Annotated in this window: 17 protein-coding genes; 12 read left to right on the top strand and 5 right to left on the bottom strand. The window is 71.3% G+C overall.

What is annotated here, in order from left to right; genetic code table 11:
- Nucleotides 1-178: 178 nt before the first annotated feature.
- From ligA to K228_RS0105785, 6 genes are all read left to right on the top strand, one after another.
- Nucleotides 179-2,314, top strand: a complete 2,136-nt coding sequence (gene ligA / locus K228_RS0105760; protein ID WP_025617556.1) for an NAD-dependent DNA ligase LigA — start codon at nucleotides 179-181, stop codon at nucleotides 2,312-2,314.
- Between the two features lie 143 nt (nucleotides 2,315-2,457).
- Nucleotides 2,458-4,875 carry a putative bifunctional diguanylate cyclase/phosphodiesterase gene (locus K228_RS0105765; RefSeq protein ID WP_025617557.1) on the top strand — a complete coding sequence of 806 codons (2,418 nt, stop codon included), beginning with the start codon at nucleotides 2,458-2,460 and terminating at the stop codon, nucleotides 4,873-4,875.
- Between the two features lie 154 nt (nucleotides 4,876-5,029).
- Entirely contained in the window at nucleotides 5,030-5,335 is a 306-nt protein-coding gene (gene gatC / locus K228_RS0105770) for an Asp-tRNA(Asn)/Glu-tRNA(Gln) amidotransferase subunit GatC (RefSeq protein WP_018218866.1), read from the top strand.
- Entirely contained in the window at nucleotides 5,332-6,807 is a 1,476-nt protein-coding gene (gene gatA, locus K228_RS0105775; RefSeq protein WP_025617558.1) for an Asp-tRNA(Asn)/Glu-tRNA(Gln) amidotransferase subunit GatA, read from the top strand. The genes gatC and gatA overlap by 4 nt, the downstream gene beginning before the upstream one ends.
- A gap of 13 nt (nucleotides 6,808-6,820) precedes the next feature.
- Nucleotides 6,821-8,320, top strand: coding sequence for an Asp-tRNA(Asn)/Glu-tRNA(Gln) amidotransferase subunit GatB (gene gatB, locus K228_RS0105780; RefSeq protein WP_025617559.1), 1,500 nt, complete (start codon nucleotides 6,821-6,823; stop codon nucleotides 8,318-8,320).
- Nucleotides 8,321-8,418: 98 nt separating this feature from the next.
- Nucleotides 8,419-10,776 (top strand): transketolase-like TK C-terminal-containing protein, encoded by a 2,358-nt coding sequence (locus K228_RS0105785; RefSeq protein ID WP_025617560.1) that lies wholly within the window; start codon nucleotides 8,419-8,421, stop codon nucleotides 10,774-10,776.
- Nucleotides 10,777-10,837: 61 nt separating this feature from the next.
- On the opposite strand, the gene K228_RS0105790 is transcribed toward K228_RS0105785, so the two are convergent.
- Together K228_RS0105790 and K228_RS0105795 are read right to left on the bottom strand one after the other, a co-directional pair.
- Nucleotides 10,838-12,415 carry a metallophosphoesterase gene (locus tag K228_RS0105790; RefSeq protein ID WP_025617561.1) on the bottom strand — a complete coding sequence of 526 codons (1,578 nt, stop codon included), beginning with the start codon at nucleotides 12,413-12,415 and terminating at the stop codon, nucleotides 10,838-10,840.
- A gap of 151 nt (nucleotides 12,416-12,566) precedes the next feature.
- Nucleotides 12,567-13,733: a PQQ-dependent sugar dehydrogenase gene (locus K228_RS0105795; RefSeq protein WP_025617562.1), complete on the bottom strand. Its 1,167-nt coding sequence runs from the start codon at nucleotides 13,731-13,733 to the stop codon at nucleotides 12,567-12,569.
- A gap of 80 nt (nucleotides 13,734-13,813) precedes the next feature.
- Between K228_RS0105795 and K228_RS0105800 the strand changes: the two genes are divergently transcribed.
- Nucleotides 13,814-14,731 carry a 2-hydroxyacid dehydrogenase gene (locus K228_RS0105800; protein ID WP_025617563.1) on the top strand — a complete coding sequence of 306 codons (918 nt, stop codon included), beginning with the start codon at nucleotides 13,814-13,816 and terminating at the stop codon, nucleotides 14,729-14,731.
- On the opposite strand, the gene K228_RS0105805 is transcribed toward K228_RS0105800, so the two are convergent.
- Both K228_RS0105805 and K228_RS0105810 read right to left on the bottom strand, forming a co-directional pair.
- The gene (locus K228_RS0105805) at nucleotides 14,725-15,114 is read right to left on the bottom strand and encodes a PH domain-containing protein (RefSeq protein WP_025617564.1); all 390 of its coding nucleotides are present in this window, start codon (nucleotides 15,112-15,114) and stop codon (nucleotides 14,725-14,727) included. The genes K228_RS0105800 and K228_RS0105805 overlap by 7 nt on opposite strands.
- A 146-nt stretch (nucleotides 15,115-15,260) precedes the next feature.
- Nucleotides 15,261-16,661 carry a right-handed parallel beta-helix repeat-containing protein gene (locus tag K228_RS0105810; protein WP_025617566.1) on the bottom strand — a complete coding sequence of 467 codons (1,401 nt, stop codon included), beginning with the start codon at nucleotides 16,659-16,661 and terminating at the stop codon, nucleotides 15,261-15,263.
- A gap of 549 nt (nucleotides 16,662-17,210) precedes the next feature.
- On the opposite strand from K228_RS0105810, the gene K228_RS28195 reads away from it, so the two are divergent.
- Nucleotides 17,211-17,372: a hypothetical protein gene (locus tag K228_RS28195; protein WP_155246492.1), complete on the top strand. Its 162-nt coding sequence runs from the start codon at nucleotides 17,211-17,213 to the stop codon at nucleotides 17,370-17,372.
- 115 nt (nucleotides 17,373-17,487) lie between these two features.
- Here the strand turns inward: K228_RS28195 and ilvD are convergent, their stop codons facing one another.
- The gene (gene ilvD / locus K228_RS0105815; RefSeq protein ID WP_025617567.1) at nucleotides 17,488-19,335 is read right to left on the bottom strand and encodes a dihydroxy-acid dehydratase; all 1,848 of its coding nucleotides are present in this window, start codon (nucleotides 19,333-19,335) and stop codon (nucleotides 17,488-17,490) included.
- Between the two features lie 111 nt (nucleotides 19,336-19,446).
- Here ilvD and K228_RS0105820 point away from each other — a divergent pair, with 111 nt between their 5' ends.
- The 4 genes from K228_RS0105820 to ilvC all read left to right on the top strand — a co-directional run bounded on the left by K228_RS0105820 (nucleotide 19,447) and on the right by ilvC (nucleotide 25,635).
- Complete coding sequence (locus tag K228_RS0105820) at nucleotides 19,447-21,759, top strand: putative bifunctional diguanylate cyclase/phosphodiesterase (protein WP_025617568.1); 2,313 nt, start codon at nucleotides 19,447-19,449, stop codon at nucleotides 21,757-21,759.
- Between the two features lie 345 nt (nucleotides 21,760-22,104).
- The gene (locus K228_RS0105825; RefSeq protein ID WP_025617569.1) at nucleotides 22,105-23,985 is read left to right on the top strand and encodes an acetolactate synthase large subunit; all 1,881 of its coding nucleotides are present in this window, start codon (nucleotides 22,105-22,107) and stop codon (nucleotides 23,983-23,985) included.
- A gap of 61 nt (nucleotides 23,986-24,046) precedes the next feature.
- Nucleotides 24,047-24,562 carry an acetolactate synthase small subunit gene (gene ilvN, locus K228_RS0105830; protein ID WP_018218878.1) on the top strand — a complete coding sequence of 172 codons (516 nt, stop codon included), beginning with the start codon at nucleotides 24,047-24,049 and terminating at the stop codon, nucleotides 24,560-24,562.
- A gap of 59 nt (nucleotides 24,563-24,621) precedes the next feature.
- Nucleotides 24,622-25,635 (top strand): ketol-acid reductoisomerase, encoded by a 1,014-nt coding sequence (gene ilvC, locus K228_RS0105835; protein ID WP_025617571.1) that lies wholly within the window; start codon nucleotides 24,622-24,624, stop codon nucleotides 25,633-25,635.
- The last annotated feature ends 255 nt before the right edge of the window (nucleotides 25,636-25,890 follow it).

Here is a 25,890-nt window from a genome sequence, read left to right on the forward strand (position 1 = left end):
AGCCCGGCGGCCAGCGCGGCCGGGGCTGGCGGCCAGCGCGGCCGGGGCTGGCGGCCGTCGTGGCCGGGGCTGGCGGCCAGCGCGGCCTCGCCGTTGCTGGCGCGGCCGGGTGGCCGGCGCAATGTCTCACCGCCCCGATACGGTTCCCGGGTAGTGGGGAGAATGGGAGGTCAGGGCGATGTCCGAGGATGCCATCGGCCAGCAGGTTCCTGCGGCGCAGGAGGCGGCGGCCGGCGCGGAGCCGACCCCGGCGGCGCGCGAGCGGCATGCGACGCTCAGCCGGGAGCTGACCGAGCACCAATACCGCTACTACGTGCTCGACGCGCCGACCATCTCCGACGCGGCCTTCGATGAGCAGCTGCGGGAGCTGGCGGCGCTGGAGGCGGAGTTCCCGGCCCTGCGCACGCCGGACTCGCCGACGCAGCGGGTGGGGGGCGCCTTCTCCACCGACTTCACCCCGGTGGCGCACGCCGAGCGGATGATGTCGCTCGACAACGCCTTCTCCGACGAGGAGTTGGCGGCCTGGGCCGAGCGGGTCGAGCGGGATGCCGGTGGCCCGGTTCCCTACCTCTGCGAGCTGAAGGTGGATGGCCTCGCGATCAACCTGACCTACGAGCAGGGGCACCTGGTCCGGGCGGCCACCCGCGGGGACGGCCGCACCGGTGAGGACGTGACGGCGAATGTCCGCAGCATTCGGGACGTGCCGGGGGAGCTGACGCCGTCGGCCGAGTTTCCGGAGATCCCCGGCTTCCTCGAGGTCCGCGGTGAGATCTACTTTCCGGTCGCCGGCTTCGCGGATCTGAACGCCGGGCTGGTCGAGCAGGGGAGGGCGCCCTTCGCCAACCCGCGTAACGCGGCCGCCGGCAGCCTGCGGCAGAAGGATCCACGGGTGACCGCGTCCCGGCCGCTGCGGCTGGTTGTGCATGGCTTCGGGGCCCGCCGGGGCTGGGCGCCGAGCACCCAGTCCGAGTCCTACGCGGCGTTGCGGGCCTGGGGCCTGCCGACCAGCGATCGGTGGCGGGTGGTGCCGGGCCTGTCCGGTGTCGCGGAGTACACCGCGCACTACGCCGCGCACCGGCACGACGTCGAGCACGAGATTGATGGCGTGGTGGTGAAGGTTGACCCGGTGGCGATTCAGGGCCGGTTGGGTTCGACGAGCCGGGCACCGCGTTGGGCGATCGCGTTCAAGTACCCGCCGGAGGAGGTCAACACCCGGCTGCTCGACATCGATGTGAACGTCGGGCGTACCGGCCGGGTCACTCCCTTCGCGGTCCTGGAGCCGGTCCGGGTGGCCGGGTCGACGGTGGCGCTGGCCACCCTGCACAACGCCCGCGAGGTGGAGCGCAAGGGGGTGCTGATCGGTGACACGGTGGTGATCCGTAAGGCCGGTGACGTGATCCCCGAGGTGCTCGGCCCGGTGGTCGAGCTGCGCCCACCCCAGGCTCGGCCGTTCGTGATGCCGAGCAGGTGTCCGTGCTGCGACACCCCGCTGGCTCCGGCGAAGGAGGGCGACATCGACATCCGTTGCCCCAACACGCGCAGCTGCCCGGCCCAGCTCCGGGAGCGGGTCTTCCACCTCGCTGGGCGGGGGGCCTTCGACATCGAGGTCCTGGGCTACAAGGGGGCCGCCGCGTTGCTCGACGCCCAGATCATCACCGACGAGGGCGATCTGTTCACCCTCGACACCGCGCAGCTGGCGCGGTCCTCGTTCTTCGTCAACAAGGACGGCAGCCTCGGCAGCAATGCGGCCAAGCTGCTGGAGAACCTGGCCGTGGCCAAGGAGCGTGAGCTCTGGCGGGTGCTGGTGGCGCTCTCCATCCGGCACGTCGGCCCCACCGCGGCACAGGCCCTGGCCCGGCACTTCCGGTCGGTCGAGGCGATTGACCAGGCCGGGGAGGAGGAGCTGTCGGCTGTTGACGGAGTCGGGCCGACGATCGCGGCCAGCGTTCGGGAGTGGTTCGCCGTGGGCTGGCACCGTGAGGTGGTGCGCAAGTGGGCCGAGGCCGGGGTGCGGATGGCGGAGGAGGCCGTCGAGCAGGGGCCGCGCCCGCTGGAGGGGGTGACCGTGGTGGTGACCGGGACACTCGCCGGCTTTTCCCGGGACCAGGCGGCCGAGGCGATCAAGTCGCGCGGTGGCAAGGTCACGGGCTCGGTCTCGAAGAAGACTGCCTTTGTGGTGGTCGGTGACAACCCTGGGACGAAGGCGGAGAGGGCGGCGAGTCTGAAGGTGCCGGTGCTGGACGAGGAGGGTTTCCAGGTGCTGCTCGACGCCGGCCCCGAGGCCGCCCGCGCGGTGGCCCGGGTCGAGGGCTGACCGGCGGACGTGGGCGCGTATACCAACTTAATTACGACTACGACCGATTCGTGACTGTCGTACGGGGAATTCTGGCTCCTGGGGCGTTACATGGGGGACACGGCGTACGCATGGGTGCGCCGACCTGACCCGCGGGAGGTGTGATGGCGACGGCCGACCCGCGCAACTTCGTCCCACCAGGACGGAGCGCGCCGTTCTTCGTCTTCGTGGCGGTGGTCCTCGCCTTGGCCGCGCTGACCTCGGCGGGTCCGTTGCTGGCCCTTCCCGACCAGGTGTTCCAGCTGCCCGCCGCGTTCTGGACCATGGCGGTGCTGGCGGTCGCCGGGGACGCCCGGCCGTTCGTCCCGCCGGGGCGGCGGCAGTCGTCGATGGTGTTTCCGTCCACCTGCTTCACCTTCGCCATCCTGCTCGGCTGGGGGCTGGGTCCGGCGGTCGTGGTGCAGGCGGTGGCGGTCGTGGTGTCCGGGGTCCGAACGGGGCACGCCAGCTGGCGAATCGCCTTCAACGCCGGCCAGTACGCCTGCGCCCTCGCCGCCGCCCACGTTCTCATCGGCCTCGGCCCGGGCGACCTCTTCGGTGGCGGGCAACTGAGCTGGACCGACGTGGCCGCGGTCAGCGGCGCGATGCTCGCCTGGTTCGTGGTCAACCACGGGCTGGTCAACTCGGCGGTATGGCTGCGTTTCGGGGCGCGTTGGCGGCAGGGGATGGGCTTCGAGCTGCTCGCCACCGGTTCGCTGTTGCTGCTTGCGCCGGTGCTGGTCACCGCGGCCCAGGCGAGTGCGGCGCTGGTCCCGCTGGTGCTGGTGCCGCTGTTCGCGGTCCACCAGATGGCCCGGCTCAGCGGCGAGCAGCAGCAACTCGCCGCCCTCGACCCGCTCACCGGCCTGGCCAACCGGAAGGCACTGGTCGCCGAGGTCGGCGAGCAGCTCCACCGGCACGCGGAGCGGGCGTCAGCTGGTTCGACGCCGGCCCGAATGGCGCTGCTGCTGCTCGATCTGGACCGGTTCAAGCACGTCAACGACGCGCTCGGGCACGCCGTCGGCGATCGCCTGCTGGTCGAGGTGAGTGCCCGGCTGACCGAGGTCGCCTATGGGGACCTGGTGGCCCGGCTCGGCGGGGACGAGTTCGCCATTGTGCTGACCGGGCTGACCGATGTCACCGAGGCACGCGACCGGGCCGACCGGGTGGTGGCCGCGTTGGCCGAGCCGGTCACGCTGGACGGGCTGCCGCTGGATGTCGGCGGGTCAATCGGGGTCGCGCTCTTCCCCGACCACGGCGAGGACTTCACCACCCTGATGCGCCACGCCGACGTGGCGATGTACGACGCGAAGCAGCGCAACGACACGGTCGCCGTCTACGTGGCCGAGTCCGACCACAACTCCGCCGAGCGGCTGGGTCTCCTCGCCGACCTGCGTCGGGTCCTCGCCTCCGGTCTGCGCCCGGAGGCGGACGGCGGCGGGGTGGACTCGGGGCGTACCGGTTCGCCACTCCCGGTGATCGGCGGTGACGGCGCGGTGCTGCCCCGCACGGGCGGGCCGAACCCGGGCCGGTGGTCGCTGTGGGGCCGACGGCAGCGCGTCCACCTGGTCCACTCCGACGAGCTGATCCAGCGGATCGTCACCGCGGCCGACCCGACTCGCCGCCGCACCATCGTCGGCCCGGCCGGTCCGCCGGCCCCCGGCGGGACCGTTGATCCGCTCGCCGCCTCCACCGACGGAGCCGGGGGGCCGGAGCCCAGGGCGGCGGTGGGGCGTGCCGGCGGGTTGGCTGACCCGGCCGGTGCGGGTGAGATCACCATGTACTACCAGCCGCAGGTCGCCATCGCGACCGGGGAGGTGGTCGGGGTCGAGGCGCTGCTGCGCTGGCGTCACCCCCGGCGCGGGATGGTCGACCCGGAGGAGCTGATCCGGGTGGCCGAGCAGAGCGCGGTGATGCGTCTGCTCACCTTCCGGGTCATCGACGACGTGGTGACGCAGCTGGCGCAGTGGCAGGCGGCGGGTGTGCTCCTCCGGGCCGCCGTGAACGTCAGCGTCCGGGACCTGCACACCGGGGAGATCGCCGACCGGATCGCGGAGCGGCTCGCCCGGCACGGCGTACCGCCGCAGCGCCTCCAGTTGGAGATCACCGAGGGGGCGTTGATGGCCGACCCGCGGCGGGTGCTCGCCACCATCACCCGGCTGCACCGGCTCGGCGTGGGGATCGCCCTGGACGACTTCGGCACTGGCTTCTCCTCCCTGCAACACCTGCGGCGGCTACCACTGTCCGAGGTGAAGGTGGACCGTTCCTTCGTGCTCGGGATGACCGAGGACGCCGACGACGCGGCGATCGTTACCTCGGTGGTCGAGTTGGCCCGGGCGCTCGGGCTACGGGCGGTGGCCGAGGGGGTGGAGGACGAGCGGACCTGGCGGATGCTGCACGCGATCGGCTGCGACGCGGCGCAGGGCTGGTTCTATGCCCGCCCGATGCCGGCCGAGGAACTCGTCGGCTGGCTGGCCCGGCATCGACCGGTCCGCCTGAGCGCGGGCCCGGAGGCCGCCGTCCGGCAGCACCCGGCCCGTTGACCGGCAACCACCTGCCGGCCTCGCCGCCGAGGGGGGAGTCGAGGCAGCGGCGCCGGGAGGGAGCAATAGACTCGCTGCGGTCACCGCGGGTAGCGCAGCACCGCCCGCGGTCGGCGCGGACAGATCAGCAGGACCAGCCACGAAGGGGGCACCGATGGCCGCCATCTCCCGCGAGGAGGTCGCGCACCTGGCGCGACTGTCGCGGCTCGCCGTGACCGAGGAGGAGCTGGCAACTCTCGCCGGCCAACTCGACGTGATCCTCCAGGCAGTTGCCCAGGTCGGCGAGGTCACCGCAGCGGACATCCCACCGACGTCGCACTCCGTGCCGTTGACCAACGTGCTGCGCGACGACGTGGTGGCGTCGTGCCTGACGCCCGAGGAGGCGCTGTCGGGCGCGCCCGACGCCGCCGAGCAGCGGTTCCGCGTACCGCGGATTCTGGACGAGGATGTGGCTTCATGACCGACCTGACCAGCTTCTCCGCCGCTGAACTCGCCGGCCTGGTGGCGCGCGGCGAGTCCTCGGCGGTCGAGGTCACCCAGGCGCACCTGGACCGGATCTCGGCCGTTGACGACCGGGTGCACGCCTTCCTGCACGTTGACACGGAGGGCGCCCTCGACGCCGCCCGCGAGGTGGATTCCCGCCGCGCCGCCGGCGAGCCGCTCGGCCCGCTGGCCGGTGTACCGGTGGCGGTCAAGGACGTGCTCACCACGAAGGGCATACCGACCACGGCCGGGTCGAAGATCCTGGCCGACTGGCGCCCGCCCTACGACTCCACGATCGTGCGACGGCTGCGGGCGGCCGGCACGGTGATGTTGGGCAAGACCAACATGGACGAGTTCGCGATGGGCTCGTCCACCGAATACTCGGCCTTCGGTCCGACCCACAATCCGTGGGACCTGAGCCGGATCCCGGGCGGCTCCGGCGGCGGCAGCTCGGCCGCCCTGGCCGCGTACGAGACGCCGCTGTCCATCGGTTCGGACACCGGCGGCTCGATTCGCCAGCCCGGGGCGGTCACCGGCACCGTCGGCGTCAAGCCCACCTACGGGGGGACTTCCCGGTACGGCCTGATTGCCTTCTCGTCCTCGCTGGACACGCCCGGCCCCTGCGCCCGTACGGTGCTCGACGCCGCGCTGCTGCACGAGGCGATCGGTGGCCACGACCCGCTCGACTCGACCTCGATCCCCGCGCCGGTGCCGGACGTGGTGGCTGCCGCCCGGCTCGGTGCCAGCGGCGACCTGACCGGGGTCCGGCTGGGCGTGGTCCGGGAGTTCGCCGGGGAGGGCGCCGAGCCGGGCGTGCTGGCGGCCTTCCGGGCGGCGGTGGAGACGCTCACCAAGCTGGGCGCCGAGGTCGTCGAGGTCTCCTGCCCGCACTTCCAGTACGCGCTGCCGGCCTACTACCTGATCGCCCCGAGCGAGTGCTCGTCGAACCTGGCTCGCTTCGACGGGGTCCGGTTCGGCCTGCGGGTCGGTGACGACGGCACCCGGTCGCTGGAGGAGGTCATGTCGGCGACCCGGGAGGCCGGTTTCGGCCCGGAGGTCAAGCGCCGGGTCATGCTCGGCACGTACGCCCTCTCGTCGGGCTACTACGACGCGTACTACGGTCAGGCGCAGAAGGTTCGCACCCTGATCAGCCGGGACTTCACCACCGCCTTCGACCAGGTCGACGCCCTGATCTCGCCGACGACGCCGTTCGTCGCGTTCCCGGTCGGGGCGCGCACCGCCGACCCGTACCAGATGTACCTGGCCGACCTGTTCACCATTCCGAGCAACCTGTACGGCGGGCCGGGCATCTCGGTGCCCTGCGGCCTCGCCGACGGGCTCCCGGTCGGCCTGCAGGTCATGGCACCGACGATGGCCGACGACCGGATGTACCGGGTCGCGGCCGCGCTGGAGAGCGCCGTCGGCCCGTTCACCCCACCGGCACTGTGAGGCAGGAGCACCGATGACGACGACACTGCCCGCGTACGACGAGGTCGTCGCGCGCTACGAGCCGGTGATCGGCCTGGAGACCCACGTCGAGTTGGGCACGAACACCAAGATGTTCTGTGGCTGCCCGACCGACTTCGGTGGGGCGCCGAACACCCGGGTCTGTCCGGTCTGCCTGGGGCTGCCCGGCTCGCTCCCGGTGGCCAACCGGGCGGCCGTGGAGGCGACCATCCGGATCGGGCTCGCGCTGAACTGCTCGATCGCCCAGTGGTGCCGGTTTGCCCGGAAGAACTACTACTACCCGGACATGCCGAAGAACTACCAGATCAGCCAGTACGACGAGCCGCTCTGCGTGGACGGTTACCTGGATGTCGAGGTGAACGGCGAACCGGTGCGGATCAGCATCGAACGGGTACACATGGAGGAGGACACCGGCAAGACCCTGCACGTGGGCGGGGCCACCGGCCGCATCCACGGCGCGACCGAGTCGCTGGTCGACTACAACCGGGCCGGTATCCCGCTGGTCGAGATCGTCACCAAGCCGATCCCCGGCGCCGGTGCGATGGCGCCGGAGGTGGCCCGGGCGTACGTCACCGAGCTGCGCGATGTGCTCCGCTCGCTCGGCGTCTCCGACGTACGGATGGAGGAGGGGTCGCTGCGCTGCGACGTCAACACCTCCCTCAACCTCCCCGGTGAGCAGTGGGGCACCCGTACCGAGACGAAGAACGTCAACTCGCTGCGATCGGTGGAGCGCGCGGTGCGCTCGGAGATGATCCGGCAGGCGTCGGTGCTCGCGGCCGGTGGCCGGATCACCCAGGAGACCCGGCACTTCCACGAGGACACCGGGGACACCACCTCCGGCCGGTCCAAGGAGACCGCGACCGACTACCGGTACTTCCCGGAGCCGGACCTGGTGCCGATCGCGCCGGACCCGACCTGGGTGGCCGAGTTGAAGGCCGCGCTGCCGGAGCTGCCGCGGCTGCACCGGCGTCGGCTTCAGCAGGAGTGGGGCCTGTCCGACCTGGACATGCAGTCGATCCTGAACGCGGGCGCGGTCGAGCTGATCGAGGCGACCATCGCGGCGGGCACCACCCCGACCGCCGCCCGCAAGTGGTGGCTGGGCGAGCTGTCCCGCCGGGCCAACGAGACCGGGGCGGAGCTGGCCGACATCGGCGCCACCCCGGAGCAGGTCGCCGAGTTGCAGGGCCTGGTTGACGCCGGCAAGCTCACCGACAAGCTGGCCCGTACGGTGCTGGAGCACGTGGTCGCGGGAGAGGGCTCGCCGGCCAAGATCATGGCTGACCGCAATCTGGAGGTGGTCTCCGACACCGGCGCGCTGACCGCGGCGGTGGACGAGGCGATCGCCGCCAACCCCGCCATCGCCGACAAGGTCCGCGGCGGCAAGGTGGCCGCGGCCGGTGCCTTGGTCGGCGCGGTTATGAAGACCACCCGTGGCCAGGCTGACGCAAAGACCGTGCGTGAGCTGATCCTGGAGCGCCTCGGCGTCCAGGGCTGACGTGCGAGGGCAGGCCCTCCGGCTGGTACGGCGGAGGGCCTGACCCCGTGCCCACCCCCTCGGAGGGCGCCAACGGCGGCGCCCGGATGGAGTCCCCCGTGAACCAGCACGACCTCGATGTCCTCGACGAGATCCAACGCCGGGTGCTGTGGCTCGCCACCCGTATCGTGGACGCGGCCAACCACGACCGGGACACCGGCGACGGGGTGAAGGTCGGCGGGCATCAGGCGTCGAGCGCCTCGCTGGTCACCGCGATGACGGCGCTGTGGTTCGCGCACCTCGGCGCCGAGGACCGGGTCGCGGTGAAGCCGCACGCCTCCCCGGTGTTCCACGCCATCCAGTACCTGCTCGGCAACCTGGACCGGTCGTACCTGACCCGGCTGCGCGCCCGGGGTGGCCTCCAGTCGTACCCGTCCCGGACGAAGGACCCGGACGAGGTCGACTTCTCCACCGGCTCGGTGGGCCTGGGCGCGGCGGCGCCGCTCTTCGCGGCGGTTACCCGCCGCTACGTGGACGCGCACTTCGGTGCCCGTCCCCGGTCCCGGTTCGTCGCCCTCCTCGGCGACGCCGAACTGGACGAGGGCAACATCTGGGAGGCGGTCGCCGACCCCGCCACCACCGGGCTGGGCAACGTGATGTGGCTGGTCGACTTCAACCGCCAGTCGCTGGACCGGGTGGTTCCGGGCATCCGGATCAACCAGTGGCGGGGCCAGTTCGAGGCCGCGGGCTGGCACGTCGTGGAGGTCAAGTACGGTCGCCGGCTCGCTGCCGCGTACACCCGTCCGGGCGGGGCGGCGTTGCGGGACTGGATCGACGCCATGCCGAACGAGCAGTACCAGTCGCTCTTCGGCCTCGCCGGGCCGCTGCTGCGTAAGCAGTTCCTCGACGGCGCGCCGGCGGGGATCGCGGAGTTCATCGCTGACATCCCCGACGACGAACTGGGGCCGCTCGTCACCGACCTCGGCGGGCACGACCTGGCGGCGATGCTGGATGCCTACGCCCAGTGCGACGCGGTCATCGACCGGCCCAGCGTGGTCTTCGCGTACACGGTGAAGGGCTGGGGGCTGCCGATGGCCGGCAACCCGCGGAACCACTCGGCGCTGCTCACCACCGCGCAGGTGGACGCGTTGCGGGCCGCGCACGGCCTTACCGGGGAGACCGAGTGGGACCGGCTCGACCCGGCGTCGGCGGCCGGTGTCCGGGCCGGGGAGCGCCGGGAGGCGCTGTCCCGGGCACCACGCACGCGGGCGCTGGGCGTCAGCGTTCCGGAGACGACCCGGGTACGCGCGAACAAGCCGGTCTCCACCCAGGAGATCTTCGGCCGGGTCCTGGTCGACCTGGCCCGTGACCCGCAGGTCGGGCGCTACCTCGTCACCACCGCACCGGATGTGGCCACCTCGACCAATCTGGCCGGGTTCATCAACCGGTCCGGCGTGTTCGCGCCCACCTCGCAGCGGGCGTGGTCCGAGGACCGGATGCTGCGGTGGACGGAGAGCCCGGCCGGCCAGCACATCGAGCTGGGCATCTCGGAGATGAACCTGTTCCTGCTGCTCGGGCAGCTCGGCCTGGCCTGGGATCACTCCGGGCAGCCGCTGCTGCCGGTGGGCACCGTGTACGACCCGTTCGTGCTGCGGGGCCTGGACGCCTTCCTCCACGGCACCTACTCCGGCGCCCGGTTCGTGGTCGCGGGCACTCCCTCGGGAGTCACCCTCGCGCCCGAGGGGGGCGCGCACCAGTCGACGCTCACCGCCAGCGTCGGCCTGGAACTGCCCGGGGTCACCTTCGTCGAGCCGGCCTACGCCACCACCCTGGACTGGCTGCTCTGTGACGCGTTGGGGCAGATCGCCGGGGGAGCGGCGCCGGCCGTGACCGCCACGCCCGGAGAGGACGGCGGATACTACTTCCGGCTCAGCACCCGCCCGGTTGACCAGGCTCCGTTCGCGGCCGCCCGGAGTCGGCTCGGCGACGCGGTGCTGCGTCGGCAGGTGCTCGCCGGCGCCTATCGGCTGGTCGACGCCCACCAGGCGTACCCGCAGCTCGCCGACGCCCCGGTCGTGCAACTCGCCGCCTCCGGCGCGGTCCTGCCCGAGGTGCTCGCCGCCGCGGCCGAGTTGGCCGAGGAGGGGATCGCCGCGCACGTCGTGGACGTCACCAGCCTGGACCGCCTCTACCGGGCCTGGCAGCGCACCCTGCGCCAGGGGGTCCGCACCGCCACCGTGCCGAGCGTTCCGGGTGCGCTGCGGTCGGCCTTCGTCGACCGGGTGCCGGTGGTCACTGTGCACGACGCCGCGTCGCACGCGATGGCGTGGCTCGGCTCGGCGGTCGGCGCCCCGGCCGTGCCTCTCGGCGTGGACGAGTTCGGTCAGTCCGGCAGCGTCGCCGAGCTGTACGAGCTACACGACCTGTTGCCGGGCAGCATCGTCAACGCCGCCCTCGCCGCGCTCTCCCTGCGCTGACAACGGGGAGCGGGCCGCCAGGACACCTGGCCCGATCGCTGATCGCCGGCTCGTCCGGCGGTCAGCGGGTCGGGGTGGGGGTGACCGGGGCCGGTGCTCCGGCCTTCGGGTCCTCCACGAGGTGTCGTTCGAGGTTCACCTGGGCCTGGCCGGTGCCGCCGACAGTGATGTCGTCATACGCCTGGAGCAGCTTCTCCTCGTCGAAGTAGAGGACGGTCATCGACAGCGGGGTGGGCTCTTCGCCCTCCAACCCGCGCAGGCCGGCGCCACCGGTCGAACCCTGCACCATCAGCAGGGTGGGGGTTTGGTCCGGCTGCTGGGGCAGCCGGTACACCTCGCGGTTGTGGGTGTGTCCGGCGAGTACCAGCGGGGTGGCACCGGAGAGTGGCCCCGCCGACGCGGGATCGTGGACCAGCGCCAGGTCCACCGGCCGGGGCGCGCTGCGGGCGGTGGCTGCCAACTGGTCGCCGGCGTCGATGAGCTGGTCGGCGGTCTCCCCGGTCAGGCCGCTGCCCGCCGGTGAGGTGCTCTTGTCCGGCGTGAAGCGCGGGTCTCCGATGCCGGCGATGGTCAGCCCGGCGACGACGGTGGTCGTGTTGTCCAACACGATGGCGTTGCGCTGCTGGGCCACCGCTGCGGTCGTGCCCCCCGAGTCGTGGTTGCCGCGGATGTAGACGTAGGGCTTGCGGAGGAGCCCGATTGAGGCGACGTAGTTCGCCTCCGGTTCGCTGCCCCAGTCGGTGATGTCACCGGTGTCGACCACGACGTCGATTCCGAACTGTTCGACCACGGTCCGGATGACCTGCCAGGCAGCGGGGTTCAGGTGCAGGTCGGAGATGTGCAGCACCCGGGTGGTGCCGGGCTGCGGCTCGAAGACCGGCAGCTCCGAGACGGTGGAGTAGAGCTGGCTGACGTTGCCGACCAGGCGTTGGAGCTGCTCGGCGTAGCGGGTGTAGTCGTTGGCGATCCGCTGGACGTCGCCGACGAGCGCCGGCGCGTTGACCAGGAGCCCTTCGTAGCGGGGCTCTTCGATCGCCTGTGGTCGCAGGGTGGCCGCCGCGGTGCCCAGGCTGCCGGTGGCGATCACGAGCGCGAGCGCCCCCGCCCAGGCCGTACGGCGGGTGTCGCGGAACACCAGCAGGGCCAGCAGCAGGGTGACCAGCACCGTCGCGGCGACGGTACGGACAGCGAGGCGCAGGATGCCCTCGCGGACGTCGTCCACGGCGGTCTGGCTCGCCCGGTTGAGGCTCTCCGGGTCGTGCAGCAGCGCCTCGGTGCGGTCCTGGTCGAGGGCGCCGAACCGCACGGTCAGCTGGGTCGGGCCGTCGTGACTGTCGAGCAGCAGCGCGCCGAGCGGCGGTATGTCGAAGGTGGTGCCGCCGTGCAGGGTCGGGGTCACCGTCAGATCCGCCTGAAACGGCCCGACCTCGGTGCTGACCCGGCCGCCGGCCAGCGTGCCGATCAACACCCCGGCCAGGGTTACGGCGAGTACGGCCAGGGTCATTCCGACGGCTCGCAGCGTCCGCCGCGTCGAACGGCCGTCGGCTGGCCGGTGCCGCAGCCGGAACCACCGACTCCAGCCCGTCTCCGGCGGCTGGCCGCCTCGGCTGTCCTGCTGCTCGTTCTCCTGACCGTCCATGCTGAAATTCTGACTCGCCCGGTCGATAGGCTCGGGAAAATCTGGGCCGGGTGTTGCCAGCTGTCGGCTTTATCTGACCCAGCTGTCGGCTTTGTCCGTATTTATGGTTGACCAAACCGGCTTCGTGGTCAGCTCTTTCCGGTTCTCGCGGTCAGCTTCGTCCGGCTTCGCCATCAGCGAACACCAGGCGCAGGAGACGGTCGTCCTCCGCCGCCGGAGCTCCGCGTCCGTCGTGGTTCGAGGTGCTCACCCAGAGCGAGCCATCCGGTGCCGCGGCGACTGCCCGCAGCCGGCCGTACTGGTCGGTGAGCAGGTCGCGCGGTTGGCCGAGCGTGCCGGTGTCGGTCAACTCGACCAGCCAGAGCCGCTGCCCGCGCAGGCAGGCCGTGGCGAGGAGACGCTCGGTCCGGGCCAGTCCGGAACAGGAGGCCTCCGCCGGCGGCCACCAGACGATCGGGTTCACGTATCGGCTGTCGTCGGCGCGGCCCTCGACCTCCGGCCACCCGTAGTTGCCGCCCCGCTCGATCTCGTTGATCTCGTCCCAGGTGTTCTGGCCGAACTCGACGGCGTACATCCGACTGTCGGCGGCCCAGGTGAAGCCCTGCACGTTCCGGTGCCCCAGGGACCAGACGGGCGAGTCGGGGAAGGGGTTGTCCGGCGCCGGATCGCCGGCGGTGGTGATTCGCAAGATCTTTCCTCCGAGCCGGTCGCCGTCCTGCGCCTGTTCCCGATCGCCGGCGTCGCCGGTGCTGACGTAGAGCTGCCCGTCCGGGCCGAAGGCGAGGCCACCGCCGTTGTGGGTGCGCGCCTTCGGGATACCGGTCAGGATCGGGCGCGGCGGCTCGCCGAGGGTGAGCCGGGCGACGCGGTTGTCCCGTTCGGCGGTGTAGTACACGAAGACCGTCTGGTCCCGCTGATAGTCCGGGGAGACGGCGATCCCCATCAGCCCGCCCTCGCCACCCGCGGTCACCTCGGTGAGGGTCTGGACCACGGTCACCCGCAGCCCGTCGGGGTCGGACTCCGGCCCGACCTGGAGAATCCGGCCGGAGTCCCGCTCGGTCACCAGCGCGCCCCCGTCCGGGAGGAACGCGATGCCCCACGGGACCCGTAGGCCCTTCGCCAGCACGGTGGCCACCACCTCCGGCCCAGTGCTGCCCGGGTCGGAGGTGGTCGGGGTGGGAAAGGTGGGGGGTTCGCCGGCCGGGTCGGGCCCGGGCTCGCCGAAGCTGCAACCGGCGACGATCAGCAGCGTCGCGCACGACGCCGCGAGGGTAGCCCGAAAGCGGTGGATGCGCAGGTGCGCGGGACGGGCGTTCACCGGGACCAGGGTAGCGGCCGGTGGGCCGGTGTGGGCCCCGGAAAAGGGCGGGCCGGTTCGAGGCTCTATCGTCGGCGGGTGTGAAGGTGTGGATCCCCCATGAGCACGGCATGTCCCTCCTCGGCGACCTGCCGGCGGGTGTCACGGTGGAGGTGGCGGAGCCGGACCGGCTCCCGTCCCCGGTGACCGACGTCCGGTTCTGGGTCCCGCCGTTCCTGGCCGAGGCGGAGACCACCGACCTGTTGCGGGAGCTGCCGGATCTGGAAGTGGTGCAGCTGTTGACCGCCGGTGCGGACGCGTGGGTCGGCCGGATGCCGGCGGGTGTGACGCTCTGTGATGCCCGGGGAGTGCACGACCAGGCCACCTCGGAGTGGGTCGTCGCCGCGATCCTGGCGCACCTCCGCTCCATTCCCACGCTGGTCCGGGCACAGGACCGTCGGGAGTGGGCATACCGCGAGGTGGCGCCCACCGGCGAACTGGCCGGCAAGCGGGTGTTGATCGTCGGCGCCGGCTCGATCGGCACGGCGCTCGGGGCACGCCTCGCCCCGTTCGAGGTGCGCCTCACCCGGGTGGCCCGGACGGCGCGGCCCGGCGTCCACGCCGTCGCGGAACTGCCCCGGCTGTTGCCGGAGGCGGATGTGGTGGTGCTGCTGGTGCCGTTGACCGAGCAGACCCGCGGGCTGGTTGACGAGGCCTTCCTCGCGGCGATGCGCGATGGCGCCCTGCTGGTCAATGCGGCGCGGGGGCCGGTGGCGCGGACCGAGGCGCTCGTCGCCGAGCTGGGCACCGGCCGGATCTCGGCCGTACTGGATGTCACCGACCCCGAGCCGCTGCCCGCCGACAACCCGTTGTGGGAGATGCCGAACGTGCTACTCACCCCGCATGTCGCGGGCTCGGTACAGGGCCTGCTCCCGAGGGCGTACCAGCTGGTGGGCGATCAGATTCGCCGCTGCGCCGCGGGCGAGCAGCCGACCAACGTGGTGGTGGCGGGCTACTGAATCGACTGGTCGGCCGGGCCGGGTGCGGGCCGCTCGGTGACCGCGACGAGCCGGGGCAGGTCGTCCCGGCGGACGGCGGGCAGCGTGACCGTCTGACCGTCGGTGAGCCGAGCGACCGCCCGGCCAGCTGGATCCGCGCCCAACTCGACGATCTGCTCCCAGCCGACTCGGCGCTGGCCGGCGAGAGCCCGCAGGCACAGCCCCTGTGCGGTGACGTCGGTGCCGGCCCGCCAGGCCCACCCGACGAGGAGGAGCGGTACGAGGAGCACCGGCAACAGGTACCACCGGGCGGCGGCCAGGGGCAGGGCGCCGAAGAAGGCGACCACCGCGGCTACCAGCAGGGCCTGGTTGTGCCGGAATCGGAGGGTGTCGGAGCTGCTCACCCTGTGATGATCCCACCTGTCCCCAGCGGTGTCGGGACGGGGCGGTCCCCTGCGCCGCGGGTGGCGGCACAGTCGATCATCGCCAGGAGTGCGGCGCTCCGACCCGCCGCCTCTGCGGCGGGTCGGAGCCCCGCGTGGGTGCCGGTTCAGGCTGGGCAGTCGGGAACGTCGCCGACGCAGTTGTTGGGCCGGTTCTTGATAACGATGGTGCCGGTGGCGGTGTTCAGGTCAACCGTCCCACCGTTGTTGACGATGCCGCCGCCGTCGACCGTGGCGATGTTCTTCACCACCTGCGTGTTGAACAGCGTCACCGTGCCCCCGGAGTTGTAGATGCCGCCGCCCTCCTCGGCCTGGTTGCCGATGACCTTCGTGTTGCGCATCACCAGCACGCTGAAGTTGTACACGCCGCCGCCGAGGCTCGAGAGGGAGGTGTTGCCCTGGATGAGGCCATCCTCGACCACAGCGGTGGAGTCGGTTCCGACGAACAGGCCGCCGGCAAACCCGACGGAGGCGGTGTTGTTGGTGATCTTCACCCGCTTCAGGGTGAGCTGTCCGTCGACCTGGATCCCAGCGAAATTACTCGAGCGGTTGCCGGTGATCGTGCTGTCGACGACGGTGCCGATACCGTCGTTGAGGATCAGTAGGCCGCCGGCTCCCCCGGAGTTGTTGTCGGCGATCAGGCTGTGCCGGATCGTCACGACGGCGGAGGAGCCGATGCTGACCACACCGCCCACGGCGCCTGCGGTGTTCGCCTTGACCACTGCTTTCTCCAGAGTCAACCGTCCCCCGGAGTTGGTGATACCGCCGCCGGTGGCGACGGCGGTATTGCGACTCACGGTGGTGTGTCGCACGGTGGTGACGCCGGCGCTGTAAATGCCCCCGCCGCTTCCGTTGGCGATGTTGCGGGTGATGGTGCTGTGGTTGGTGGTGAGTGCGCCGCCGGTGTTGACGAGGATGCCGCCGCCGTCGCCGTCGGTTTGTCCGCCGGTGACGGTGAGGTGGTTGAGGGCGAGGTCGCCACCGGTGTCGACGGTGAGGATTCTGAACTGTTCGACGGCGGCGGCGCGTTCAATGACGGTGTGTTTGCCGCCGTTGAGGGTGATGGGGGTGGTGATGTCGGGGAGGCCGGCGTCGTCGATGGTGGCGGTGAGCAGGTAGGTGCACTTGCTGGCGAGGTTGAGGGTGGCGCCGCCGCGGGCGTTGGCGAGGGTGATCGCGGCGATCAGCTTGTCCGCGTCACAGGGGACCGGGATGCCCTTCGTGTCCTTACCCCTGCCGTCGTGGGCGCTCCCGCCCCCCTTGGCTCGCTCGTCGTGGTGGTCGCCTCCGGCGGAGGGGGCGCCACGGTGTTTCCCGGGCCGGTCGTCGCTACTGCTGATGGCGCGTCCGACCGCATCCCCGATCGGGGTGACGGTGATGCCGGCGGCGGTGAGGGCCAGGCCGGTCACCCCGGCCAGCCCGGCGGCCCACCAGCGCCGCCGTGACCTCGCCCGGTGCCCGCCGGGGCGGTCCGGTTCGGGTGTCTGGATGTGTTCCTGCTGGTTCATCGCGGTGTCGGTGTCCTTCCCCCGTGAACGACGAGGAGCCGTCCGCCCGGTGGTGCCTGACCGGGTGGGTTCCTCGGCTACCGAGCGGGCGGTAGCGGCCAACCCGGACGCTAAACCGACAAACAGATCAAATGAACATGAACCCGAAAAACCTGCCCAAAACAGACAAAGCTCTGCTGTGGTCGCCCGCTCCGGTTGATCCTGCTCGCTCGTCCCGGGGTGGTCGACGCGGCGCACGCCCGGCGTCGGCCGCGAGGGGGCTCAGGGGAGTTGACGTCGAACAGGGGTGCCGGCGGGTGACGCTGGGTTCGCGGCTGCGTGCGGCGCGAAGCTATTCCAGAAAGGCGGTACCGAACGGCATCACATAAAGTGTTCGGGTAACTGCTAAGTGCTGGAATTTAAGCCTTATTAAGGTATTTCTGGGACGGGTCTATGGCTAGATCTATGTGAATGTCGGAGATTGGTCGGTAGAGTCAACCATCGGTGCGGCGGAGGTGGGTTCCGGTTTCTCCGCCGCGGTATTGCCGACCGGCAGACGAGGAGGACGACGTGACGATTCAGAAGGTCGTGAGACTGGTCGCTGTTGTTGTAATCGCCGTGACGGGGCTCACGAATCCAACCGATCCGGGGACTGAGCAGCAAGAAAAGAAACCCGCCGCCACCGGTGAATCGCGGATCTCGCTCGCCGAATCGTGTCCATGTCCGATGTGAGTTGTGTCCGTGCCGACAACCAGCCCGGCCCGGTCCGCTCGGTAGGCGGAGGGCCGGCTGGCGTTCCCGGGTCTTCTCGGGGCGGCGGTCCCCGAGGTCGCGCCCCGAAATCCGGCTACTCGGGGACGCGGCGGTAGGCGCCGTCGCTGGCGGAGGTCGCCATGGCGGCGTACGCGCGCAGCGCCGCCGAGACGGGGCGCTGCCGCTCCGCCGGCGTGTACGGCCGGTCTCGCTTCTCCTGCGCGACCCGGCGAGCATCCAACACCTCGGCCGGTATAGCCAACTCGATGGCCCGGTTCGGAATGTCGATGACGATCTCGTCGCCCGATTCGACCAGGGCGATCAGCCCGCCAGCGGCGGCCTCCGGGGAGACGTGCCCGACCGACAACCCGGAGGTCCCGCCGGAGAACCGGCCGTCGGTGAGCAGCGCGCAGGCCCGCCCCAACCCCCGGCCCTTGAGGAACGAGGTGGGGTAGAGCATCTCCTGCATCCCCGGCCCGCCCCGGGGGCCCTCGTAGCGGATCACCACCACGTCCCCCGTGACCACCTCCTTGGCCAGGATGGCGGCGACCGCGTCGTCCTGGGACTCGTAGACCTTGGCCGGGCCGCGGAAGGTCAGGCACTCCTCGGGCACCCCGGCGGTCTTCACCACACAGCCCTCCGGCGCCAGGTTGCCGTGCAGGATGGCCAGCCCCCCGTCCGCGGTGTACGCGTGGGCCCGGTCCCGGACGCAGCCGCCGGTCGCATCGGTGTCCAGCGTGGACCAGCGGTTGGTGGTGGAGAACGGCTCGACGGTGCGCACCCCGCCGGGTGCGGCGTGGAACAGCTCGATCGCCTTCGGTGTCGCGGTGCCGCCGCGAATGTCCCAGTCGGCGAGCCAGCGCTCCAGCGAAGAGGAGTGCACCGCGTGGACCTCCCGGTTGAGCAGGCCGGCCCGGTCCAGCTCACCGAGGATGGCCGGGATTCCGCCCGCCCGGTGGACGTCCTCCATGTGGTAATTGGGGGAGTTCGGTGCGACCTTGGCCAGGCAGGGCACCCGCCGGGAGATGGCGTCGATGTCCATCACCCCGAAGTCCAGCTCGGCCTCGCGGGCGGCGGCGAGTAGGTGCAGGATGGTGTTCGTCGAGCCACCCATCGCGACGTCGAGGGCGACCGCGTTGTCGAAGGCGGCGCGGCTGGCGACCGCGCGGGGCAGCACCGTGGCGTCGTCCCCGTCGTACCAGCGTTTGGCGATCTCGACGACGGTGCGGCCGGCCTCGACGAAGAGCGACCGGCGGGCGGCGTGGGTCGCCAGGGTCGACCCGTTGCCGGGCAGGGCCAGGCCGATCGCCTCGGTGAGGCAGTTCATCGAGTTGGCGGTGAACATGCCGGAGCACGAGCCGCAGGTGGGGCAGGCCGAGCGTTCGATCTGGTCGAGTTGGTCGTCGGTGACCGCCTCGTTGGAGGCGGCGATCATCGCGTCGATCAGGTCGATCTTGGAGTGCACGACTCCCTCGATCGCGACGGTCTTCCCGGCCTCCATCGGACCGCCGGAGACGAAGACGGTCGGGATGTTCAGCCGCAGTGCGGCCAGCAGCATCCCAGGGGTGATCTTGTCGCAGTTGGAGATGCAGACCAGGGCGTCGGCGCAGTGCGCGTTGACCATGTACTCCACCGCGTCGGCGATCAGTTCCCGGCTGGGCAGCGAGTAGAGCATGCCGCCGTGGCCCATCGCGATGCCGTCGTCCACGGCGATGGTGTTGAACTCCCGGCCCACCCCGCCGGACTCGGCTACCGCCTCGGCCACCAAGCCGCCGAGTTCCTTGAGGTGGACATGCCCCGGAACGAACTGGGTGAAACTGTTGGCGATGGCGACGATCGGCTTGCCGAAGTCGTCGTCGGTCATCCCGGTGGCCCGCCACAGGGCTCGGGCACCGGCCATCGTCCGACCGTGGGTGGAGGTCCTCGACCGCAGCTCAGGCATGCGTACCAGTCTGGCACCGCCGCGGGGGTGACCGGAGCCCGAGCCGGACGTGTCCCAACAGATGCGCATCCCGACCCCCCATACCCCGCGTTCATCCGGCAGAGTTGGGCTGTGTTGCTACCCACGAGTCGGCTTCGCGGCGCGGTGCGGAGCGGGCTCACCCGCAAGCCGGCTGCCATCCCGGCGGCGGGCGGCGCCCGCCGGTTGTCGGCGCGCCGCCCCGCGGCGTTTCTCCTCCTCGCCGTGGCCGCGGTCATCGGCCTGGTCGCGGTCGTGGCCGGCGTGGCGGTACTGCTGGCCGCTGCCGGGCAGCCCGAGTCGGTCCCCTCGGTCGGCTGGGCCGAGGTGGTCGCCCTGGCCACCGCGACCAGCGGGCTGCTCTTCGGAGCCGGGCTGCTCCGCCTCCCCGGCATGGCCCCCACCATCGGGGTGGCCACCCGGCTGTTGCTGGACGGGATGATCATCTCGACCGCGCTCTGGTTCGTGGGTTGGGTGCTCCTCGCCGAGCCGACCCGTCTGCTCGGATCCGCTCCGGCGGTCGGTGCGCCGATCCTGCTCGCCACCGCCAGCGCGGCGCTGATCGTGGGCCTCGCCACCGTCGTGGTGTTTCGGGTCTCGTCGCCGCGGCGCCGGCTCGCCGCGCTCGGCGCCGGTTCCGCCGCGACGACCGTCGGTGGGCTCGGCGTCGCCACCGGGCTGCTGATGGCTGAGGCGGGGTTGGCGTTCGGTGGCGCGACGGTGGCCGTCGCCGGCCTGCTGACCGTGGCGCTGGTGCTCCATGGGTTCGATCGTCCCTGCCAGTCGGACATCGACCCGACCCGGCGCGAGGGTGAGCACGCCGTCCTGCCGATCCTGGTGATGGCGGGCGCGGCGGCGTACCACCTGCTCCAGGATGGCCGCTTCGAACCGTGCGGCATGGCCGCTGCCAGCGTCGAGGTCTTCGCCCTGGTCGCCCGGCAGTACCTGACCCTGCACGACGTCCGCCGGTACGCGCGCCGGCTGGTCGAGGGGGAGGCGCACTTCCGGGAGTTGGCACACACCGACGCCCTGACCGGCCTGGCGAACCGGCGGGGACTGCTGCGGGCCCTGCACCGCTGCGCCGAGCAGGGCACCCCGTGCGTCCTGCTCCTGCTCGACCTGGACGGCTTCAAGAACGTCAATGATGTGCGTGGTCACGACGCCGGCGACGCCGTCCTGGCCGAGGTGGGCCGGCGGCTACGCGCCCCCCTGGGCTTCGGCGAGTTGGCGGCCCGGCTCGGCGGGGACGAGTTCGCCGTCCTGCTGCCCGGCTCGCCGGCCACCGTCGACCAGATGGGGGAGCGACTCCTCGGGGCGCTGGCGGCCGCGTACGAACTGCCCGAGGGGCCCGTCTTCCTCTCGGCGAGCATCGGCATCGCCGGTTGGGCCCGGCAACCCGATGTCGACCTGCTGCTGCGCCACGCCGACCTGGCCCTGCGCTACGCCAAGCAGCGCGGCAAGAACCGGATCGAGCGGTACGACGTCGCCTACGACCAGCTGTTGAGCCGGCGGGCCACGCTTGAGCACGAGCTGCGGGGGGCGATCGAGCGCGACGAGCTGCGGCTGGTGTTCCAACCGGTGGCGTCGCTGCCGTCGGTGCGCCCGGTCGGTGCCGAGGCGCTGCTCCGGTGGCGCCATCCGGAGCTGGGTGCGGTCCGCCCGGATGAGTTCATCCCGCTCGCCGAGGAGTGCGGCATGATCGCCAAGCTGGGGGCGTGGGTGTTGGACCAGGCCTGCCAGCAGCTCGCCCGTTGGCTCGCCGACGGGCATGACGTGTGGGTGTCGGTCAACGTCTCGCCGCGAGAGCTGCACGCCCCGGCCTACGTCGGTCAGGTCGCTGACGCGCTGCGGGCACATCGGGTTCCGCCGCAGCGCCTGGTGCTGGAGGTCACCGAGCACGCCGTCGCCACCGACCTGGACGAGCTGATCCGGCGGTTGACCGCGCTGCGCCGGACCGGGGTTCGGATCGCGTTGGACGACTTCGGCGCCGGCTACTCCTCCCTCGGCCAGCTTCGGCGGCTTCCGCTCGACATCCTCAAGATCGATCACAGTCTCGTCGCCGGGCATGAGCCGGTTCGTCCGGTGGACGCCGACGGCCCGGCATTCGCCCCGATGGTCGATATTGTCATGCGCCTGGGGCATCAGTTGGGTCTCGGGGTTATCGCCGAGGGGGTTACGACTCCGACCGCCCTGGCCGAAGTGGTCGCCGCGGGCTGCCACTTCGGCCAGGGCGCCCTCCTCGGCTGGGGGGTGCCGGCCGAGCACCTGGAGGCGATGTTGGTGGCGGCCACCTCGTCGCACGCCCCGCCGGTCGCCATAGCGATGCCGCCCGTGCTGGCCTCCGGCCCGCCGCTGCCCCGCCGGCCGCCGTCTCGGCCGGGGCCCGGGCAGCCGGTGCCGGAGTAGCCCGGTCGGGTAGCTGGTGCCGGCCGGAGCAGCCCGGGTCGAAACTGGCCGGGTCAGCCCCGGGATCGGTCGGTGGTGCCAACTGTCCCGGGGCGGAAGTTTGCGATCGATCCGTTAACCAGTATGTGGGATAGGTTGACTCATTGCTTGAGATCCGTCATGCTGTTCCCATGTCGTCGTACCGGTCGCTGCGAGTACTTACCTGAGCGCGCTCTCCCACTGAGAGTGCGCTGGCCCCGTGCATCCCGCACGCGGGCTTTTTTGTTGCCGTCAGATCCGCCGGGCGTTCCGCCGGCGTTCCACCGCAGAACCCACCGCACCCTCCAGCCGAAGGCTTGAACCGCCATGACGAGACCCACACCCGAGACCCTCGCCACCTCCGCCCGGCGGGCCCGCGCGGCCGTCGAGCCGCCCCGCGACGTCGACCGGCCCTGTGGGGCCACCCCGACCGTCCCGGCGGTACGCACCCCAGTCCCCGCCCCCGCCCAGGTCTCCGGTGCCGGCTCCCTCGTGCGCTCCCTCGAAGCGCTCGGTGTCGAGGTCATCTTCGGCATTCCCGGCGGGTCGATCCTGCCGGCGTACGACCCGTTGTACGACTCCACGGTCCGGCACATCCTGGTCCGGCACGAGCAGGGCGCGGGACACGCGGCCACCGGGTACGCGCAGGCGACCGGGCGGGTCGGCGTCTGCGTCGCCACCTCCGGGCCCGGTGCGACCAACCTGGTGACGCCGATCGCCGACGCCTACATGGATTCGGTGCCGCTGGTGGCGATCACCGGCCAGGTCGCCCGGCCGTCGATCGGGACGGACGCCTTCCAGGAGGCGGACATCCAGGGCATCACGCTGCCGATCACCAAGCACAACTTCCTGGTCCAGAGCGCCGAGGAGCTGCCCCGGGCGCTCGCCGAGGCGTTCCACCTCGCCGCGACCGGCCGGCCCGGCCCGGTTCTGGTGGACATCCCCAAGGACGTCCTCCAGGCGTCAACCGTCTTCGCCTGGCCGCCGACGCTCGACCTGCCCGGCTATCGGCCGACGCTGCACCCGCACGGAAAGCAGATCCGGGAGGCGGCCCGGCTGATGGCCATCGCCCGCCGACCGGTGCTCTACGTCGGTGGCGGGGTGCTCAAGGCCGGCGCGACCGACGGGCTGCGTCGGCTCGCCGAACTGACCGGGATTCCGGTGGTCACCACCCTGATGGCGCTCGGGGCGTTCCCCGACTCGCACCCGCAGCACCTGGGCATGCCCGGCATGCATGGGACGGTCGCAGCGGTCTATGGTCTGCAGAAGGCGGATCTGATCATCGCGCTGGGGGCGAGGTTCGACGACCGGGTGACCGGCCAGCTGGACTCGTTCGCTCCCGACGCGGCCGTGGTGCACGCCGACATCGACCCGGCCGAGATCGGTAAGAACCGGCACGCGGACGTGCCGATCGTGGGGGATGCCCGGCACGTCATCGACGAACTGGTCGGCGCGGTCACCGTCGAGCAGTCGGCCGGTCACCGGCCCGACCTCGACGACTGGTGGTCCCAGCTGCAGGAGCTGCGCAAGCGTTACCCGCTGGGGTACGACGAGCCAGCCGACGGCACGCTCTCCCCGCAGTACGTGCTCCGCCGGCTCGGCGAGATCGTCGGCCCGGAGGCGGTGTACGTGGCGGGCGTGGGCCAGCACCAGATGTGGGCTTCCCAGTTCATCTCGTACGAGAAACCACGTACCTGGTTGAACTCCGGCGGCCTCGGGACCATGGGGTACGCGGTGCCGGCGGCGATGGGCGCCAAGGTCGGCCGGCCGGAGACGGTGGTCTGGGGGATCGACGGCGACGGCTGCTTCCAGATGACCAGCCAGGAGCTGGCGACCTGTGCGCTGGAGGGCATCCCGGTCAAGATCGCTGTGATCAACAACGGCAATCTCGGAATGGTGCGGCAGTGGCAGGCTCTCTTCTACGGTGAGCGCTACTCCAACACCGAACTCGGCACCCACAAGCATCGCATTCCGGATTTCGTCAAGCTCGCCGAGGCGCTCGGCTGCGTCGGGCTGCGCTGTGAGACAGCTGAGGACGTCGACCAGACGATCGAGGCCGCGATGTCCATCAACGACGCCCCGGTGGTCATCGACTTCGTGGTCGGCAAGGACGCCATGGTGTGGCCGATGGTCGCCGCCGGCACCAGCAACGACGAGATCATGTTCGCCCGCGGTGTCCGGCCGGTCTTCGACGAGGACGAGGTGTAGTCATGGCCAACCACACCGGGCGCCGCAGGGGTCGGGAGAACCAGACGAGGAAGGCACCACTGTGACCATGCATACGCTCTCCGTGCTCGTGGAGAACAAGCCCGGGGTCCTGGCCCGGGTATCCGGGCTCTTCTCCCGGCGCGGCTTCAACATCGGCAGTCTCGCCGTGGGGGAGACCGAGAACCCGGATGTCTCCCGGATCACCATCGTGGTTAACGCCGATTCCTCTCCGCTGGAGCAGGTAACCAAGCAGCTCAACAAGTTGGTGAACATAATCAAGATCGTTGAGCTGGACCCTCAGGTGTCGGTGGCCCGGGAACTGCTGCTGGTGAAGGTCCGCGCGGACCGCAGCGCCCGCGGTCAGGTGCTGGAGACGGTGAACCTGTTCCGCGCCCGGGTCGTTGATGTCGCCCCGGAGACGCTGACCGTCGAAGCGACCGGCACCCCGGACAAGCTGGCCGCCCTGCTTCGCGACCTCGAGGCCTTCGGGATCAAGGAGATGGTGCAGTCCGGCACGGTCGCCATCGGCCGTGGGTCCCGCTCCATCACCGCCGGCCCGGCGCTTCGGGCCGCCTGATCCGTACCCCACCAGATCTCCGATCGGCCGCCGGGCGCGGCCGTACGAAAGGGAAGTCCATGAGCGTTGAGGTGTTCTACGACGACGACGCCGACCTGGGTCTGATCCAGGGCCGCACGGTCGCCGTGATCGGGTACGGCAGCCAGGGCCACGCCCACGCGCTGTCGCTGCGCGACTCCGGTGTAGCGGTGGTGATCGGTCTGCCCGCCGGGTCGAAGAGCCGGCCGAAGGCGGAGGAGCAGGGACTACGGGTGCAGACCCCGGCCGAGGCGGCGGCCGAGGCCGACATCATCATGATCCTCGCACCGGACACGGCCCAGCGGGCCCTCTACACCGAGTCGATCGCGCCGCACCTCACCGCCGGTAAGGCGCTCCTGTTCGGGCACGGATTCAACATCCGGTACGGGCTGATCACGCCGCCGGCCGATGTGGACGTGGCGATGATCGCCCCGAAGGGCCCCGGCCACCTGGTCCGCCGGCAGTACGTCGACGGCAAGGGCGTGCCCTGTCTGGTCGCCGTCGAGCAGGACGCCAGCGGCAGCGCGTTCGGCCTGGCTCTGGCGTACGCCAAGGCCATCGGTGGCACTCGGGCCGGCGCGATTAAAACCACCTTCACCGAGGAGACCGAGACCGACCTCTTCGGCGAGCAGGCGGTGCTCTGCGGCGGTGCGGCGGCGCTGGTGCAGACCGGCTTCGAGGTGCTCACGGAGGCCGGCTACGCCCCCGAGGTGGCCTACTTCGAGTGCCTGCACGAGCTGAAGCTCATCGTGGACCTCATGTACGAGGGCGGCATCGCTCGGATGCGGTACAGCATCTCGGACACGGCCGAGTACGGCGACCTCTCCCGTGGCCCCCGCGTCATCGACTCTCGGGTCAAGGAGCGGATGCGCGCGATTCTGGGCGAGATTCAGTCCGGTGAGTTTGCCCGGGAGTGGGTTGCCGAGGACGAAGCCGGCCGCCCCAACTTCGCCAAGTGGCGGGCGGAGGGCGCGGCGCATCCGATCGAGGAGACCGGCGGCAAGCTGCGCGCCATGATGAGCTGGGTTGACCGGCCCATCACCGAAACCGCCTGATTCGGTGTTCCCGGGCACCCTGGTGCGAGGGTTTCCGGGCACCACGGACGCCCGTGACCCGACGCTCTCCCTCCCCGGCGTTGGGTCACGGGCGTCCGGCTGCGCTTCGGCACCAACGGGCGGGTGCGCAGGCGGCCGTGCCGGACGGCCGCTGTGAGGGCACTCACGGGCGGGTGCGCAGGCGGCCGTGCCGGACGGCCGCTGTGAGGGCACTCACCCTGATCGCCGGAGCGCCGGCCCCGATCGGCCCCCTAC

The sequence above is a fragment of the Salinispora cortesiana genome, assembly GCF_000484695.1.
In the GTDB taxonomy this organism is placed as follows: domain Bacteria; phylum Actinomycetota; class Actinomycetes; order Mycobacteriales; family Micromonosporaceae; genus Micromonospora; species Micromonospora cortesiana.

What these genes read in the sequence shown, in the direction of transcription:
- K228_RS0105825 (WP_025617569.1), top strand. Translation starts at nt 22,105, where the DNA reads ATGACGAGACCCACACCCGAGACCCTCGCCACCTCCGCCCGGCGGGCC.
- ilvD (WP_025617567.1), bottom strand. Translation starts at nt 19,335, where the DNA reads ATGCCTGAGCTGCGGTCGAGGACCTCCACCCACGGTCGGACGATGGCC.
- K228_RS0105790 (WP_025617561.1), bottom strand. Translation starts at nt 12,415, where the DNA reads ATGGACGGTCAGGAGAACGAGCAGCAGGACAGCCGAGGCGGCCAGCCG.
- K228_RS0105810 (WP_025617566.1), bottom strand. Translation starts at nt 16,661, where the DNA reads ATGAACCAGCAGGAACACATCCAGACACCCGAACCGGACCGCCCCGGC.
- gatC (WP_018218866.1), top strand. Translation starts at nt 5,030, where the DNA reads ATGGCCGCCATCTCCCGCGAGGAGGTCGCGCACCTGGCGCGACTGTCG.
- gatB (WP_025617559.1), top strand. Translation starts at nt 6,821, where the DNA reads ATGACGACGACACTGCCCGCGTACGACGAGGTCGTCGCGCGCTACGAG.
- K228_RS0105765 (WP_025617557.1), top strand. Translation starts at nt 2,458, where the DNA reads ATGGCGACGGCCGACCCGCGCAACTTCGTCCCACCAGGACGGAGCGCG.
- ligA (WP_025617556.1), top strand. Translation starts at nt 179, where the DNA reads ATGTCCGAGGATGCCATCGGCCAGCAGGTTCCTGCGGCGCAGGAGGCG.
- gatA (WP_025617558.1), top strand. Translation starts at nt 5,332, where the DNA reads ATGACCGACCTGACCAGCTTCTCCGCCGCTGAACTCGCCGGCCTGGTG.
- ilvC (WP_025617571.1), top strand. Translation starts at nt 24,622, where the DNA reads ATGAGCGTTGAGGTGTTCTACGACGACGACGCCGACCTGGGTCTGATC.